This is a genomic window from Kitasatospora sp. NPDC036993 (genome assembly GCF_055607525.1).
This window is the reverse complement of sequence record NZ_JBVJRP010000003.1, coordinates 292,906-307,561: the sequence shown is the minus strand read 5'-3', so window position 1 is coordinate 307,561 and position 14,656 is coordinate 292,906. Positions and strand designations below refer to the sequence as shown.

The window sequence follows — 14,656 nt, the reverse complement described above, 5'->3', positions numbered from 1 at the left end:
TTCGGGGGCGCCCCGCCCGACGGCTGACGCCGGGCGGGGCGCTGACCGCGTTCGCGGGGGCGGCTACCAGTCCACCGGGAGGCGGGCCGGGCTGCGGGTGGTGCCGCCGAGCTGCCAGGTCAGCTCCGAGACCGGGGTGGTGAGGCGTAGGCCGGGGAGGGCGGTGGCCAGACGGAGCAGTGACTCGCGCATCTCCAGGCGGACCCGCCAGGCGCCGATGCAGTAGTGCGGGCCCGCGCTGAAGGCGAGGGTGGGGGCGGGGAGCGGGAGGCCGAGGTCGGCTTCGAGACCGTCCGGGTGGACGGCCGGGTCGCGGTTGGCGCTGCCGAGGCTGACGGCGACCACCGAGCCGGCCGGGATGGTGACGCCACCGACCTCGACCGGTGCGGTGGTACGGCGGATGGTGGCCTCGTCGTCGCCCAGCGGGATGTAGTGCAGCAGGCGTTCGGCGGTGCGCTCGGCGATGCCCGGGTCGGCGAGCCGCGGCCAGTGGCCGGGGCGTTCGCCGAGCACGTAGACCAGGGCGTTGGCGAGGGCTCCGGCGACGCTCTCGTTGCCGCTGGCGGTGAGTCCGGCGACCAGGAAGACGAGAGAGTCCTCGGGGACGCCGCCGTCCTGGTCGGCGGCCAGGACCAGCCGGCTGACCAGGTCGTCGCCGGGCTCGCGGCGCCGACGGGCCACCAACTCGCCCATGAAGGCACCGAATTCGGCGAGGGTGTCGGTGTGGTCGGGCTCGGCTTCGGACTGGGCGTCCGCGGCCGGTGCGGTGCCCGCGGGCGATTCGGTGTCCGCGGCCGGTTCGCCGCCCTGGGCGAGCAGCGCGCGGGTCCAGCGGAGCAGCCGGTCCTCGTCCAGGTGGTCAGGACCGTCCCCGTCGAGCCCCATCAGCCGGGTGGTGACGGCGAACGGTACCGGCCGGGCGAACGCGGGGACCAGGTCGGCGGGCGGGCCCGCGGCGACCAGCCGGTCCACGGACTGCTGGACGGCGGCCGCGACCCAGGGCTGCCAGCCGGCGATGGCGCGCGGGGTGAAGGCCCGTTGGACGGTGCCGCGCAGCCGGCGGTGGGCGGGCCCGTCCTGGTTGAACAGCGACGCCGGGTTGGCGGCCACGTCGGCGGTGGCGCCCGCGGTGCCGACGTCATGCAGGTCGGCTCGGGTGACCCGGGGGTCGCCGAGGACCTGCCGGACGTCGTGGTAGCGGGTGACGAGCCACGCGGGGGTGCCGTCCGGGAGGGTGGTGGGGTGCGGAGGCTGGGCGGGGGTGGTGGGGAGCCGGTGGAGTGGGGGGAGGGTGGTCCTGGTGTCGGCTGCGGCGGAGTCCATGGGTCCCTTCGCGGGGTCGGAGGTCCGGCTGGGCGAGGAGAGTCAGAGCATCCAATTGTGTTATTTTCACAGTACTTTGGGCGCTTGTGCTGCTTCTCCCGTTACGCGCCGATGATATGCCCTCGATGCCCTCGATGCCCCGGGCCGCCCGGCAGACGCAGGTGCCGGCCCGGGCGGTGCGGTGGCTGGCGGCGGTGTTCCTGCTGGGCGGCCTCGGGCGGGTGCTGGCGATCGTGGTGGCCGGGCATCCGCACTGGTTCCAGCTGGTGCTGATGGCGATCGAACTCGGGCTGGGGGCGGTCTACTTGTGGCTCGCCGACGCGGACGAGCGGGCCCGGGGCTGAGGTTCCGCCGTCGGTGCGGGCGCCCTCGGCGGGGTGGCCGGTGAGGGGCGAGGATACCCCCGACCCGTACCCGTGGGCGGCGAAGACGCCCGGGGCCCAGCAGAGTTGTCCACCGGGCCCCGGGCGTGCGGTCGGGCTGCCGTGTCGTCCCGGGGTCAGGAACGGACGAGGCGGGCGATGGCCTGGTTGGCCTCGCGGATCTTGGTGCCCGCCTCCTGGCCGCCCTCGGCGATCGCGTCGCGGACGCAGCATTCGATGTGCTCGTCCAGGAGTTGGAGGGCGAAGGACTGGAGGGCGCGACTGGCGGCGGAGACCTGGGTGAGGATGTCGATGCAGTAGGTGTCCTGCTCGACCATGCGCTGGAGACCACGGATCTGGCCCTCGATGCGGCGGAGCCGCTTGAGGAAGTCGTCCTTGTGGGAGCTGTAGCTGGCCATGGCCGCCTCCGGTTCCTGTGCGGTGAGGAGTGGCCTCACTCTACCGGCGGCGCGGACGGGGGAGTCGGCCCGGACGGGCGGGATGGTGCCCGCCCGTCCGGGCCGACTCGGGGGGTCAGCCGGCGAGGCGGCCGACCAGCTCGTAGCCGGCCTCGTCGATGGCGGCGGCGATGTCGGAGTCGGCGAGCGGCAGGGTGCTGCCGACGGTGACCTCGCCGGTGGCGAGGTCCACGGCGACCTCGGTGACGCCGTCGAGCTGCTTCAGCTCGGCGGTCACCGAGGAGACGCAGTGGCCGCAGGTCATGCCCTTCACCTGGAAGACCGAGGTCAGGGCGGACTCGGCGGCGGGCGCCGGGCCGGCGTCAGTGCCGCACGAGCCGCAGCAGGAGGAGGCCTCGGTGGCGGCGGACTCGACGGTGACGGTGGTCTCGCTCATGGGTGTGCTCCTGTCGTGAGGGTCCGGCGCCGGCCGGACTGCCCGGGCGGCTGCTTCACTTCAGAACATACCATACCCCCCCAGGGTAATAGCGAGGGTTCGCCGTGGCCCGGGTGGGCGGGGGTTCGTGGCGGTCAACACCGTTCTGTGGCAGTCCTGTTGCGGGTATCCGGGCAGAGTGGAGAGGGCCGGCCACCCGCCGGGTGACCTCCAGGAGGGGACCGGCCTCAGGCGTCCGCCGCCGTCACCGGGTGCGGTAGGCGTCGGTGACGGTCTGGTCGAGGGTGTTGCCGTCGGTGTCGGTGAGTTCGGCGCGCAGGGAGAGGCCGGTGCCCGCCACCGGGTTCCGGAGCGTGACGGCGCCCGCTTCGAGCGGGAGGCGGGTCCACGATGCCCCGCCGTCGGTGGAGGCCGAGACCGTCAGCGAGCGGGTGCGGCCGTCGGCGGCGGCGCCCTGCACGGTGACCGGGATCCGGATCGGGCTGCCGGCGGCCGCGGTGCCGTCAGGGCCGAACTCGGGTGTGAACCGTACGACGCTCACCGGGACCGGGGCCGCGCCGGCCGTGGTGGCCGAGGCGAAGGTCCAGGACGCGGTCACCCGGGTGGTGGCGCCGGCCGCGTTCCTGCGGGTCACCGTGGTGGCCAGGCGGTACGAGGCCTGGCCCGGAGGCACGGTGAACTCGCCGCGTCCTGGCGTGCCGGAGGCGGCGCCGACCAGCGCGCCGTCGCGGTACAGCGAGGTGTAGGCGGTGTCGAACGCCGGGGCGGACGGCACGTGGCCGTCGCCGTCGGCGAGCAGCGGGACGTCCGCGGTGATCCGGTCGCCGTCGCGGGAGACGGCGGGGCGGTCGGTGAGCGCGGGGCCGAAGACCGGGCCGTCGAAGGTCTGGGTGGTCGTGGCCCCGGCCCGTACGGCGAGCCGGTCGGCGGAGTAGTAGCGGGGCGCCGTGCCCTCGGGGCCGGGGGCGGTGTAGCCGAGATCCCAGGTGCCGCGCCCGGGCGTGACGTGGAAGGTGGCGCTGCCCGGCGTCCTCATGTTCCCGCTGACGCCGATGGTCGGGCCGTCGGTCGCCTGGAGGTAGTACAGGCCGACGCCGGTGCCGCCCGGTCCGGCGGCGCCGCGGATGGTCAGGGTGGCCAGCTCCCGCGCGGAGTAGTACCGGGTGAGGCCGGTCAGGGCGCGGGTGCCGGTGAAGGTCTGGCCGAGCACGTAGCCTCCGCCGTCGGTCTCCCAGTTGGAGTCGAACCACTGCTTCACCGCGCCGGCTTCGGCCTCGGGCCCCAGGTGGGCCACGCGCAGGTTGGTCGACCCGTTGCCGACGTTGGCCGTCCTGCTGACACCTCCGTGGGCGACCTTGACGAACATCGCGCTCTGCCGGAAGCGCGCGGCGCCGTCCGGGGGCCGGACGTCGACGGGGGCGGTGGTCCGCGCGTCGACGGTGACGGTGGTGTCCCGGTCGAGGTCGAGGCGGGGCTGGACGATCCAGTCCGTCCAGTACGGGGCACCCGTCCCCGGGCCGCCCGAGCTCAGGGTGCTGTCCAGCAGGTACCGGCCCTTGGGCAGCCGTACGGTGGTGACGCCGGCGGCGTCGACCTCCTCTTCGGCGAAGACCCGCTCGGGGCCGGCCTCGAAGATCCCGGCGACATGGGTACGGTACGGCCGGACCGGCTGGCCGGCCCGGTCCAGGTGCTTGATCGTGAGGGTGTACGTCTCCGGTTCGGCGGCGAAGGCGGTGCCGCCGAGGGCCGTGCCGCCGAGGGCTGTGCCGCCGAGGGCCGGCGTCGAGGTGCCGACCAGTACGGCGGTGACGGCCAGGGCCCGGAGGGCGTTCCGGCGGGAGACGGAACGGGATGCGGAAGGTGCGCTCATGCTCTGTACTGTTCGGACGGACGGGGGCGTTCCTGTGATCAGGGCCACATCGAGGGCGGGACGGCTACTGTGGCGCAGGTCACCGGAACCCGGGCGGCGGACCGGGCAGGGCAGAGTGTGGAAGCACTCATGAGAACGCGTCTTCGCCGCGGCGACCGCGACGCCCTGGGCGAGCTGTACGACGAGCACGCCCAGGTGTTGTACCGCTACGCCCTGCGCGTGACGGGCGACTGGGCGGAGGCCGAGGACGTCGTCTCGACGACCTTCCTGGAGGCCTGGCGGGGCCGGGAGAAGCTGCACCCCGACGGGGACGGGCTGCGCCCGTGGCTGCTGGGGATCGCGACGAACGTCATGCGCCGCAACGCCCGGGCCCGGCGGCGGCGTGACGTCGCGCTCGCCAGGATCCCGGAGCGGGGCTCCGTCCCGGACTTCGCCGACGACCTGGTCGCGCACCTCGCGGACGTCGACGAACTGCGTGCCGCGCACCGCGCGCTCGCCCGGCTGCGGCGCCGCGACCGGGAGGTGTTCACCCTGGTGGTGTGGGCGGGGCTGGACTACGCGAGCGCGGCCGAGGCGCTCGGTACGCCGGTCGGCACCGTGCGCTCGCGGTTGTCGCGGGCCCGGGCCCGGCTGCGCGAGCTCACCGAGGCCGAGGCGGCGGCCGGAGCCGGGGCCAAGGCCGGGGCCGGGGCCGGGGCCAGGGCGGCGGCCGGGGTCAAGTCCGGGGCCGTGCAGGTGCGTTACCGGGACGCCGGGACCGGCAGGTCCTCTGCGGCGGAGAGCCGGACGCCCTCCGCCGTCACCGCCCCGCCCGTGCCGGGCCGCAGGTCCGCGCTCCGGCCGTCGCTCCCGTCGCTGCCGTCGGTTCAGCAGGTCCAGCAGGCCCGGCCGGTCCGACCGGTCCGGTCCATCCCGTCGATCCAGGAGAGCCACGGATGAACGCCACCCCACGGCGCGGAACGCAGTGCCCGTCCGAGGAGTCCGAACGCCGTGAACTCACCGGCCTGCTGCCGCCGCCGGCGGTGCCGGGCCTGGGGGCGGATCGCCACCGGCTGCTGAAGGAGGAACTGCTGGGCAAGGTCGCGTCCGCCGAGCCGCGGCGGAGCGTCGCCCGGCCTCCGGCCTGGTACCGGCGCCCGGTCCGGATCGTGGTGCCGGTGATCGCCTGCGCGCTGGCGATCGTCGGCGCCGTGACGGTGGACCTCCCGGGACCGGCCGGGCCCGACCGCACGGTGGCCGGGGGCGGTGCCACCGGCGCGCCCGAGGCGGCGCTGCTCCTCGACCGCATCGCGCTCGCCGCCGCCGGAGCGGAGCGGCCGGCGGTCCGCGCCGACCAGTTCGTCTACGTGGAGAGCAGGGTCGCCTACGCGGCGCAGAGCGCGGCAGGCGGTCCCGTGACGATGGCTCCCGTGCACGCCCGGCGGGTCTGGCTGTCCGCCGACGGCAGCCGTCCCGGTCTGCTGCGCGAGGAGGGCGGGCCCGACACCGGGCTCGGCGACGGCGGACCGGTGCTCCACCTCGGCCGGCCGGGGGAGTCCACCGGGCCGGACGACTCGCGCGGCAGCGGCCCGTCGATCGGTGATCCGACCCACGCGTACGTCGCCTCACTGCCCACAGACCCGGACGCCCTGCTGAAGCTGATCGGGGAACAGACCCGCGGCGGGGGCCAGGACCCGGACCAGCGGGCGTTCACCGCGATCGGCGACCTGCTTGCCGAGACCTGGGCGCCGCCGCAGGTCAGTGCCGCGCTCTACCGGGCCGCCGAGCGGATCCCGGGGGTCACGGTGGTCGCCTCGGCCGTCGACGCCGCCGGGCGCGAGGGCGTCGCCGTGGCCCGTACGGCGCACGGGCAGCAGACCCAGTGGATCTTCGACCGGACCACGTACGCGTTCCTCGGCGAACGCACGGTCCTCGCCGAGGCCGGTGACGCGGGGCCGGACGGGACGGTGGTCGGCACCTCGGCGGTCCTCGCCAAGGCCGCCGTCGACCGGGCCGGTGAGCTCCCGCCGGAGCGGCCGGGCGGCTGACCCCGGCCCCGAAGGAGCCGGAAGGCCCACGGGGCAGAGGATCAGAAGGTCACGACGATCTTCCCGTCCAGGCCGCCCGCGCGGAATCGCTCGTGGGCGGCCCGGACCTCCTGGAGGCCGTACGCGGCGTGCACCCGCGGCCGCAGGGCGCCGGGGTCGACCAGCCCGGCGAGTTCTGCCAGCCCGGCGCCGTCCTCGCGCACCTGGTGGACGGTGGTGCGCACGCCCCGGGCGGAGAGGTCGGGGACGGGCCGGCCTGGGTGGCGATCGACGCGTACCGGCCGCCGTCCGCGACCGCCTCGGTGAGGAAGGCCCCGAAGGTGTCGAAGACCGCGTCGTAGCCGCGGCGCGGGAAGTCGGCGGGGTCGGTGGAGACGCGCTGCGCCCCGTGCTCGCGGGCGAAGGCGATCTGGGCGTCCCGGGAGACCAGGGCGTCGACCTCGGCGCCCCGCGCCCGGGCGATCTGCGGGGCCAGTCCGCCGACCGCACCGGCGGCACCGGCGATCAGCAGCCGTTCCCCGGCGGACACCGCGAGCGGCTCTCTGACGCGCGGTGAAACCCCTTCGGTGAGCACGGAATTCCCGCCGGCCCCTTCATAGATAAACCTTACCCCCCTAGGGTATGTTCAGGGCGTCCTCACCGGGGTCGTCCCGCCGGGTGCATTCGCCATGCCCGTGCTGGAGTTGACGACCACCGATCGCGCCGAGGCCGCCCCGGCCTCGACCTATACCCCCAACGGGTAGGGAGTAAGAGATGGCAACCGACAGCACCGGGCCGAACCCCCGGAGGTGGCGCGCGCTCGCGCTGATCGCCGCCGCACAGTTCGTCGTGATCATGGACACCTCGATCATCGGGGTGGCCCTGCCCAAGATGAAGGACGAACTCGGCTTCGGCCAGGAGGGCCTGTCCTGGGTGTTCAACGCCTACGTGGTGGCCTTCGGCGGGCTGCTGCTCCTCGGCGGCCGCCTGTCCGACCTGCTCGGCGCCCGCCGCCTGTTCAGCGCCGGCTGGGCGATCCTCGGCGCGGGCTCGCTGCTCGCGGGCCTCGCCCAGAACGTCCCGACCGAACTGGCCGGCCGCGGCGTCCAGGGCCTCGGCGCCGCACTGATCGCCCCCTCGGCGCTCACCCTGCTGATGACGCTCTTCGGCGGCAACCCGAAGGAGCTGACCAAGGCCTTCGCCCTGTACGGCGCGGCGGCCCCGGCCGGCGGCACCGCGGGCGTCTTTCTCGGAGGCCTGATCACCCAGTACGTCAGCTGGCCGTGGGTGTTCTACATCAACATCCCGGTCGCCCTGGTCGCGCTGCTCGCCACCCCCGCGCTGATGCCCTCCGCGCCCCGGCGCAGCGGCGGCATCGACGTCATCGGCGCGCTCACCGTCACCGCCGGCCTGGCCGCCGCGGTGTACGCCGTCGTCCGTGCCCCGGAGGCCGGCTGGGCCTCGGCGCCGACCCTGCTGACGCTGGCCGGGGCGGTCCTGCTGCTGGCGGCCTTCCTGGTCATCCAGGGCCGGCGCCGCGAGCCGCTGATGCGGCTGGGCATCTTCCGGGTGCCGAACCTCGGGGCCGCCAACCTCGCCCAGTTCCTGCTGGCCGCGGCCTGGGTGCCGATGTGGTTCTTCCTGAACCTCTACCTCCAGCAGGTGCTCCACCTCGGCGCCTTCGCCGGCGGCGCGGCCCTGCTGCCGATGACCGTCGCCATCATGGCCGTCATGATCACCGCGGCGCCCCGGCTGATCGTCCGCTTCGGCCCCAAGGCCCTGGTCGTCACCGGCATGCTGGCCCTCGGCGCCGGCCTGGCCGGGCTCTCGCTGGCCCGCCCGGACGGCAACTTCTGGACCGACGTGCTGCCCGCCTCGCTGCTCGCCGCGATCGGCATGGCGCTCGCCTTCATCCCCTCCCTCGGCACCGCGATCTCCAGCGCGCCCCCGGAGGACGGCGGCCTCGCCTCCGGCATCGTCAACACCGGCTACCAGGTCGGCTCGGCGCTCGGCCTGGCCGCGATGACCGCCCTGGCCGGCGCGCGGACCTCTGACACCACCGTCGAGGGCCTGACCTCGGGGTTCTCGGCGGCCTTCATCGGCGCCGCGGCGATCGCGGTGGCCGGCGCACTGCTCGCGGTGGCCACCCTGCGCACCCCGCGGCCGGGGGCCCCGGCCGCGTGAGGCCGTCCACCGTCCCGTCCGTTCCGTCGGGGGCCACGTCGACCGACGCGGCCCCCGACGGCCGTACCCCCTCGCGTGAAGGAGCCCCGATGACCCGCCCCGAGGCAACAGCCGCCCTGCTGCGCGCCGTTCGCCACCCCGTCACCCGCTGCCTGATCGCCTGCCTGGCAGCAGCCGCCGCTGCGACGGCCGCCGAACCGGCGCGGAGCCCCGCGCGAAGAGGCTGCCCGGGGCGGTGACCGCGTGAGAAGTCGGCCAGGCCGACTTCTCACGCGGACCTGATCAGGTGTCGGGGAGTCCGACGTCCTCCGGCCCCCGGACGTCACCAGGTGACCGGCATGCTCCGCAGGCCGAAGACGATGTCGTTGTGCTTGAACGCGGACGGCGCCAACGGCTCCGCCGGCCGTAGCCCCGGCAGACGGCGCAGCAGTGTGGTGAGCGCGACCCGGAGCTCCATCCGGGCCAGCTGCTGGCCGATGCACTGGTGCGGACCGAATCCGAACGCCAGGTGGGCGCGGGACGGTCGGCGCAGGTCGACGGTGTCCGGGGCGGGGAACACGCCCTCGTCCCGGTTGCCGGACGGGATCGCGGCGACCAGCCAGCTGCCCGCCGCCACCGGGGTGCCGCCGACGGTGACGTCCTCGGTGGCGTACCGCAACAGTCCGAACTGGATCACCGACAGGTAGCGCAGCAGCTCCTCCACGGCGGTGCCGATGGTCTCCGGAGCGGCCCGCAGGGCGGCCGTCCGGTCCGGGTCCGCCGTCAGCACCAGGGCGCTGAGCGTGATCATGCTGGCGGTCGTCTCGTGCCCGGCGACCAGCAGCAGCACGCCGAGCGTGGCCAACTCCGGTACGGTCGGCGGCCTTTCGCTCTCCTGGCCGCGGACGATCAGCCGGCTCAGCAGGTCGTCCTGCGGCTCGGCCAGGCGCCGGGTGATCAGCTCACCGAGGTAGCCCTCCAGCCGGCGGGTGGCCGCGTCGCGGGTGGCCTCGTCGGCCTCGAAGCCGATCAGCACCTCGCTGTCGCGCTGGAAGGCCTCGTGGTCGTCGTAGGGCACGCCGAGCAGTTCGCAGATCACCAGCGACGACATCGGCAGCGCGAAGTCCCGTACCAGGTCGGCGCTCGACCCGGCGAGCATCGCGTCGATGCGCCGGTCGGTGATCCGCTGGACGGACGGTCGCAGCGCCTCGACCCGTCGCACCGTGAACTCGCCGATCAGGAGTCGTCGCAGCCGTGCGTGCTCTTCCCCGTCCAGCTGGATCATCGAGCCCGGAGGCGGGTCGCGCCGGTCGTAGGAGGGCAGCATGTGCATCGACCCCGCGCCGCGGGAGCTCAGCCGTGGATCCGCGAGCACGGCGCGGATGTCCTCGTACCGGCTGACCAGCAAGGCATCCATCCCGGCCGGGCAGCGCACCGGTGACACGGGCGCGTGGGCGCGCAGCCGGGCGTAGGTCTCGTCGGGGTCGAGGGGGCGGGAATCCGGCCGGGCGACCGGGAAACAGGGTAATTCGGACGCCGGATCAGGACGGCGTTTCGTCATGGGTGACGGCTCCAGGGAGGCTGTGGGAGGGCGCATCGCGCCGAGGCGTACGGGGCCGGCCCTCCTCGCGGACCCGGGCGGGGTCCGCGAGGCCCGCGGGGTTCACTGAGTCCGCGAGGTCCGTGGGGTCCGCGAGGTCCGTGCGGCGGCCTCGCGGCCGGCTGAAGCGCCGGACCGCCGGGCGTTCGACCAGCGTGTAGAGGGCCGCCGCGAGGACGAGGCTGATCGCGACGGTGAGCAGGATGTGCGCCAGCCTCGTCGCCGGGGAGGCGGTCGCCGTCCCGCCGGTGGCGTGCGCGGCATCGATCGGGCCGTACTGGATGACGAGGTAGTGCACGAGGTAGAGGGCGAAGGAGATCTCGCCGAGCCACACCATGGTCCGTCCGCTGAAGGGCGTGCGTGCCGTGCGTACGTCGGCGGCGGCGCCGGCGGCGATCACCAGGGCGAGTGCGAACGCGGTCGGTCCGGCGCAGAGCCGGAACACGCCGGGCAGGTGGGACTGGAGCACCACACAGGCGACGGTGAGGAGGAAGGCCGGTGTCATGCCGAGGCGGATCCACTTTCCCGACACCACGATCCGGGCCGTCAGGATGCCGAGGACGAATTCGAGCATCCTGGTGAAGGGCAGGCTGTAGGCGAACCAGGACTGGAGCTCCGCGATCGCCGGGTCCCAGGATGTGGCCGGCCGCGCCGGCAGCAGCTGGGCGGCGAACGGGACGGCGATGACCGCGGCGGCGACGCCTGTTGCCCACGGCCACAGCCGGGGCGGTGGGATGCGCCTGATGAGGCGGATGAGCCAGGGGAACGCGAAGTAGAAGACCAGCTCGCAGCCGAGGGTCCAACTCGGCACGTTGATACCGGTCAGCCCGCCGAGGGCGTCGAAGTTGGGGATCCAGGGCTCGACCAGCAGGAGCGGCGGGATCGTGTTGATCGCCATGATGGGGATGCCCGCGGCGGCCATCAGCGCCACGGCGGCCGCGAAGGTCGTCAGGTGGTTCGGGAAGATCTTCACCAGGCGTCGGCGCCAGAACAGGACGGCGGTGTCGTCCGGGTCGGCGACCCAGGTGAGGATGAAGCCGCTGAGCACGAAGAAGAACGCCACTCCGACCGGCCCGAGAGTGGTGATCAGGTAGGGGAGGCCGGGGTGGATCGATCCGACGAGCTGGCCGGCCAGGTGGGACACGAGGACGGCGAACGCCGCGACGAACCGCATGCCGGTCAGCGACGGTAATCGGCTCGGCCGAGCGGATGGTTCCGGCGTCTGCATGACCGCTTCCCGTCTGACGTGGAATCCGAACAGGTGCGTGGGCGTCGGACCACTATCGGCCGCCCGGTCGGCACGGTCAAGAATGCCTCTCCGACGCACCGCTTCGCTTGCTGCGGTGCTGTGCGCGAGAAGTCGGCCGGGCCGACTTCTCGCGCAGTGTCGGTCAGGTGCTGGGGAGTTCGCCGGTCTTGATGGCGGTGACGAAGGACGCCCATGCGTCGGTGGGGAAGGCGAGTGCCGGCCCCTCGGGGTCCTTGGAGTCGCGGACGGGAATGATGCCGTTGTTGAGGAAGGCGACCTCAACGCAGGCGGATTGTGCATTGCTGCGGCTGGACTTGAACCACACCGCTTCGGTCAGGTCAGTCGTTTTCATAGCTTCCTGCCACTTCGGAGATCAGCAGCTTCGACGCCTGCTCACTGAGCGCTGTCTCCCAGATGTTCGTGAACGCGGCGTCGTAGCGTTCCACTTCGTTGGGCTTGTCCAGGTACAGGTCGCCGGTGAATCCGTCCGCATAGACGGTCGGCGGTTCCGTCTCGGAGCCGTCGCCGTTGAGCGGGAAGCGCAGAATCCCGAACGGGCCCGACGTGACGCCCAGATGCAGCCCCGCGCTGAACGGGACGACCTTGATGGTGACGTTGGGAAGCTCGCCCATCTCCAGCAGATGGGTGAGCTGTGCGGCAATGACCTCGCCGCCGCCGACGGGACGCCGCAGTACTGCCTCGTTGAGTGCGACATCGAAGATCGGCGGATCGGTGAACCTGGTGAGAAGAACCTGGCGGGTCGAACGAAGGTGAACTCGCCGTTCGATCTCGGCATCGTCTTCGTGTGGCAGGCCTGCCCGCATGATCACCCGCGAGTAGTCCTCGGTCTGCAACAGCCCGGGAATCAACTCGCTCTCGTACCAGGCGATCTTCGAAGCCGCCTCCTCCAGTCCGATGAAGAGATCGAACCCCTCGGGGATCACATCCCCGTAGGCGTGCCACCAGCCCCGGGCCTTGGTCTCCTTCGCCAGCCCCATCAGGGCCTCGGTCAGTTCGGCGGGCGCGCCGTAGACCTTGCACATGGCCTCGACATCGAGGCTTCGCAGGGACGTTTGCCCCGTCTCGATGCGCCACATCTTCGCTTCCGACCACTCCAGCCGGCGCGCTGCCGCCCGCACGGTGAGCCGTGATCGGTTGCGCAGATCACGCAGGTACCGCCCGAGTTGCCTGCGCGGCACCGTTGATCCAGTTGACCCCTCCGGCATGGCCTTCCCCTTCCTGGCATCCAGTATGAAGCACCGTCAGCGCTCGAAATGAAAGCACCTGCGTGCTCGCTTCGCAATGAACGTCAACCAGACGAGTGAATGCATTCGAATACCCCAAAATGAAGTCTTGCAGATTATGGAGAGCCCTGCGCAGACTACGGGTAGTAGTCCGTTGCTCGCGCACGGCGATCGTGACGGGTGGCCACCCGGGCATTCCCATGCCACTTCCGGGCCATCGTGTTCGCTGCGAGCCGAAGTTGGAGGGGGCGCTGTCGTGCCCGAAATGCCGGAGAAGCCGTCCATCCCCGCGGGCGAGTGCTCGTGGTGGCTGCCCAAGCAGTACAAGTCCGCCGGCGCCGCGCGCCGATTGCTCCGCACCTTCCTCGCCGGACACCCCGGCAGCGAACGGTTCGTCGACAGCGGCGAGTTGGTGCTCGGCGAACTCGTCGCCAACGCCGTGCTCCACGCCAAGACCCCGCCGGGGCGGCTCGTCCTCGTCCGGTTCGACCTCCAGCCCGAATCGCTCCGGATCGAGGTGCACGACGCCGACGCCAGCCGGCCCTCCCTCTCGCACTCCACCGCGGAGTTCGAGGAGACCGGGCGCGGGCTCCTGCTCGTCTCCCTCCTCGCCTCCGACTGGGGCTGCTGCCCGCGTGAGGGTGGTATCGGCAAGGCGATGTGGGCGCTCATCGAAGGGGGCGCGAAGTGAACGTCGAGCTCCCCTTCCCGATCTCGGCCGAGATCAAGGGCGTCACGGAAGTCGCCACCTTCACCAGGCTCACCGACGCCCTCGGTGCCATCCGCACCGGCCTCGCCCGGCTCCCGCTGGACGACGACCAGGCCGGATACCTCGCCGACTACTTCAGCGAGGCCTCCGCCGCCCGGATCGCCCACCAGCTGGTCGAGTTCGGCGCGGTCCGCGCGATGGCCTACATCGGCGTCGAGTCCGCCCACCCGGTCTATCTTCGTGTGGCGGACCCCGCGTGACCGGGCTGCGCCTGACCTGGGCCCGTATCGAGATGTGGTGGTGCCTCAGCGCCCAGTTCTCCCGTCCGGTCCGCGCCATCAGTCCGCGCCGCCAGGCCGCCCACGCCGAGATGCGGCTCTGGGCGGCCACCCCGGGCAGCGCGGAAGCTCTCCTGCGAGCGGTGCTCCGGCAGGCCGCCGGGCACCCGTCCGGATGAGCAAGGCTGCCGGGCGATCCCACCCGGATCGCCCGGCACCTCCTGTCCACGACTGCCGCCTGCTCGCGGACTTGGTCCGGGTCGAGAATGCCGTGGCCCTGCGTCGAGCACTTCCGGAAGTCCTGTCGTGGAGCAGCTTTCTGCCCGACGAGGACATCGAAACCCTGCTCGCGGAGCTGATCGAAGCGGTGCGCAACGCGGTGACCCCGGACAAGCTCGTCCCGATCGCGCTCCTGCTCACCCAGTGGAAGCACAGCGCCGAGGTCTACGCGGACCCGGCCCTGCTCGCCGTCCTCACCCGCGAGCCCGAGGGTGACCACGGTCCCGTTCGTCGCCCCTGACGCTCACTGCGCCTCAAGTGCGTCGGCGCGCTGCTTCAGCTCCTCGGCGATGTCGTCCCAGTCCGGGCCGTGCAGGTGGAGGCTGTCGGCCGCCTCGCGGATCAGCTCCGGATCGTCGGGGCGCTGGAGCAGGAGCAGCCGGTAGGCGAGATTGCGGAGCCGGACAGGCAGGTAGCCGTCCACGAGGTGCGGGCAGAGCGTGCGCGGCATCGTGAGGATCTCCTCCGCGTCGGCGAAGGTCAGCCGTTCGATGAAGTGGAACTCCTCGTGCTCCCGGCTGAGTTCGCAGGCGGGGGTGGGGCCGTACTCGTCGCCGTAGAGGCAGCGGGCGAGGTCGGTCAGGGTGCGGTGCATGCCGGGATCCTACGGAGCGCGGGAACGGCAGTGGGGCGGGGGGGGGGGTGGAGGGGGTTGGCGACCCCTGGCGGGGTTTCGTGTTTGTGGGCGGCGGGCTCCTCGAGGTGTTTTTTTGTGGGT

General features: G+C 72.9%; 20 protein-coding genes. 10 read left to right on the top strand and 10 right to left on the bottom strand.

Going from position 1 to position 14,656, the window contains the following annotated elements; all coding sequences use genetic code 11:
• Nucleotides 1–63 precede the first annotated feature (63 nt).
• Entirely contained in the window at nucleotides 64–1,323 is a 1,260-nt protein-coding gene (locus ACZ7C5_RS07575) for a cytochrome P450 (protein WP_470322218.1), read from the bottom strand.
• Nucleotides 1,324–1,448: 125 nt separating this feature from the next.
• Here ACZ7C5_RS07575 and ACZ7C5_RS07570 point away from each other — a divergent pair, with 125 nt between their 5' ends.
• Complete coding sequence (locus tag ACZ7C5_RS07570; protein ID WP_470322217.1) at nucleotides 1,449–1,667, top strand: DUF4345 domain-containing protein; 219 nt, start codon at nucleotides 1,449–1,451, stop codon at nucleotides 1,665–1,667.
• A gap of 155 nt (nucleotides 1,668–1,822) precedes the next feature.
• On the opposite strand, the gene ACZ7C5_RS07565 is transcribed toward ACZ7C5_RS07570, so the two are convergent.
• From ACZ7C5_RS07565 to ACZ7C5_RS07555, 3 genes are all read right to left on the bottom strand, one after another.
• Nucleotides 1,823–2,143 carry a metal-sensitive transcriptional regulator gene (locus ACZ7C5_RS07565; RefSeq protein ID WP_470322216.1) on the bottom strand — a complete coding sequence of 107 codons (321 nt, stop codon included), beginning with the start codon at nucleotides 2,141–2,143 and terminating at the stop codon, nucleotides 1,823–1,825.
• A 76-nt stretch (nucleotides 2,144–2,219) separates the two neighbouring features.
• A complete protein-coding gene (locus tag ACZ7C5_RS07560) occupies nucleotides 2,220–2,540 on the bottom strand; it encodes a heavy-metal-associated domain-containing protein (protein ID WP_401087294.1) in 321 nt (106 codons plus the stop codon).
• Nucleotides 2,541–2,784: 244 nt separating this feature from the next.
• Entirely contained in the window at nucleotides 2,785–4,410 is a 1,626-nt protein-coding gene (locus ACZ7C5_RS07555; RefSeq protein ID WP_470322215.1) for a serine protease, read from the bottom strand.
• Nucleotides 4,411–4,539: 129 nt separating this feature from the next.
• On the opposite strand from ACZ7C5_RS07555, the gene ACZ7C5_RS07550 reads away from it, so the two are divergent.
• Both ACZ7C5_RS07550 and ACZ7C5_RS07545 read left to right on the top strand, forming a co-directional pair.
• A complete protein-coding gene (locus tag ACZ7C5_RS07550) occupies nucleotides 4,540–5,349 on the top strand; it encodes an RNA polymerase sigma factor (protein ID WP_470322214.1) in 810 nt (269 codons plus the stop codon).
• Nucleotides 5,346–6,437 (top strand): CU044_5270 family protein, encoded by a 1,092-nt coding sequence (locus tag ACZ7C5_RS07545; RefSeq protein ID WP_470322213.1) that lies wholly within the window; start codon nucleotides 5,346–5,348, stop codon nucleotides 6,435–6,437. Before ACZ7C5_RS07550 ends, ACZ7C5_RS07545 begins: the two co-directional genes overlap by 4 nt.
• 41 nt (nucleotides 6,438–6,478) lie before the next feature.
• Here the strand turns inward: ACZ7C5_RS07545 and ACZ7C5_RS07540 are convergent, their stop codons facing one another.
• On the bottom strand, nucleotides 6,479–6,661 hold the full coding sequence (locus ACZ7C5_RS07540) for a zinc-binding dehydrogenase (protein WP_470322212.1): 183 nt from the start codon (nucleotides 6,659–6,661) through the stop codon (nucleotides 6,479–6,481).
• Nucleotides 6,662–6,825: 164 nt separating this feature from the next.
• Here ACZ7C5_RS07540 and ACZ7C5_RS07535 point away from each other — a divergent pair, with 164 nt between their 5' ends.
• The 3 genes from ACZ7C5_RS07535 to ACZ7C5_RS07525 all read left to right on the top strand — a co-directional run bounded on the left by ACZ7C5_RS07535 (nucleotide 6,826) and on the right by ACZ7C5_RS07525 (nucleotide 8,839).
• Entirely contained in the window at nucleotides 6,826–6,993 is a 168-nt protein-coding gene (locus tag ACZ7C5_RS07535; RefSeq protein ID WP_401087288.1) for a hypothetical protein, read from the top strand.
• Between the two features lie 197 nt (nucleotides 6,994–7,190).
• Nucleotides 7,191–8,600 carry an MFS transporter gene (locus ACZ7C5_RS07530; RefSeq protein WP_401087286.1) on the top strand — a complete coding sequence of 470 codons (1,410 nt, stop codon included), beginning with the start codon at nucleotides 7,191–7,193 and terminating at the stop codon, nucleotides 8,598–8,600.
• An 89-nt stretch (nucleotides 8,601–8,689) separates the two neighbouring features.
• Nucleotides 8,690–8,839: a hypothetical protein gene (locus tag ACZ7C5_RS07525; RefSeq protein WP_401087284.1), complete on the top strand. Its 150-nt coding sequence runs from the start codon at nucleotides 8,690–8,692 to the stop codon at nucleotides 8,837–8,839.
• 83 nt (nucleotides 8,840–8,922) lie between these two features.
• On the opposite strand, the gene ACZ7C5_RS07520 is transcribed toward ACZ7C5_RS07525, so the two are convergent.
• The 4 genes from ACZ7C5_RS07520 to ACZ7C5_RS07505 form a co-directional block, all read right to left on the bottom strand.
• Complete coding sequence (locus ACZ7C5_RS07520; RefSeq protein ID WP_401087283.1) at nucleotides 8,923–10,140, bottom strand: cytochrome P450; 1,218 nt, start codon at nucleotides 10,138–10,140, stop codon at nucleotides 8,923–8,925.
• On the bottom strand, nucleotides 10,121–11,353 hold the full coding sequence (locus tag ACZ7C5_RS07515; protein ID WP_401087281.1) for an acyltransferase family protein: 1,233 nt from the start codon (nucleotides 11,351–11,353) through the stop codon (nucleotides 10,121–10,123). Before ACZ7C5_RS07515 ends, ACZ7C5_RS07520 begins: the two co-directional genes overlap by 20 nt.
• A 217-nt stretch (nucleotides 11,354–11,570) precedes the next feature.
• Nucleotides 11,571–11,780 carry a DUF397 domain-containing protein gene (locus tag ACZ7C5_RS07510; RefSeq protein WP_401087279.1) on the bottom strand — a complete coding sequence of 70 codons (210 nt, stop codon included), beginning with the start codon at nucleotides 11,778–11,780 and terminating at the stop codon, nucleotides 11,571–11,573.
• The gene (locus ACZ7C5_RS07505) at nucleotides 11,767–12,654 is read right to left on the bottom strand and encodes a helix-turn-helix domain-containing protein (protein WP_401087278.1); all 888 of its coding nucleotides are present in this window, start codon (nucleotides 12,652–12,654) and stop codon (nucleotides 11,767–11,769) included. The genes ACZ7C5_RS07510 and ACZ7C5_RS07505 overlap by 14 nt, the downstream gene beginning before the upstream one ends.
• 283 nt (nucleotides 12,655–12,937) lie before the next feature.
• Between ACZ7C5_RS07505 and ACZ7C5_RS07500 the strand changes: the two genes are divergently transcribed.
• The 4 genes from ACZ7C5_RS07500 (at nucleotide 12,938) to ACZ7C5_RS07485 (ending at nucleotide 14,179) form a co-directional block, all read left to right on the top strand.
• Complete coding sequence (locus tag ACZ7C5_RS07500; protein WP_401087732.1) at nucleotides 12,938–13,363, top strand: ATP-binding protein; 426 nt, start codon at nucleotides 12,938–12,940, stop codon at nucleotides 13,361–13,363.
• Nucleotides 13,360–13,641 carry a hypothetical protein gene (locus tag ACZ7C5_RS07495; protein ID WP_401087277.1) on the top strand — a complete coding sequence of 94 codons (282 nt, stop codon included), beginning with the start codon at nucleotides 13,360–13,362 and terminating at the stop codon, nucleotides 13,639–13,641. The genes ACZ7C5_RS07500 and ACZ7C5_RS07495 overlap by 4 nt, the downstream gene beginning before the upstream one ends.
• Entirely contained in the window at nucleotides 13,638–13,838 is a 201-nt protein-coding gene (locus ACZ7C5_RS07490) for a hypothetical protein (RefSeq protein WP_401087275.1), read from the top strand. Before ACZ7C5_RS07495 ends, ACZ7C5_RS07490 begins: the two co-directional genes overlap by 4 nt.
• 92 nt (nucleotides 13,839–13,930) lie before the next feature.
• Nucleotides 13,931–14,179, top strand: coding sequence for a hypothetical protein (locus ACZ7C5_RS07485; protein ID WP_401087273.1), 249 nt, complete (start codon nucleotides 13,931–13,933; stop codon nucleotides 14,177–14,179).
• 3 nt (nucleotides 14,180–14,182) lie between these two features.
• On the opposite strand, the gene ACZ7C5_RS07480 is transcribed toward ACZ7C5_RS07485, so the two are convergent.
• Nucleotides 14,183–14,533, bottom strand: a complete 351-nt coding sequence (locus tag ACZ7C5_RS07480) for a hypothetical protein (RefSeq protein ID WP_470322211.1) — start codon at nucleotides 14,531–14,533, stop codon at nucleotides 14,183–14,185.
• Nucleotides 14,534–14,656 lie beyond the last annotated feature (123 nt).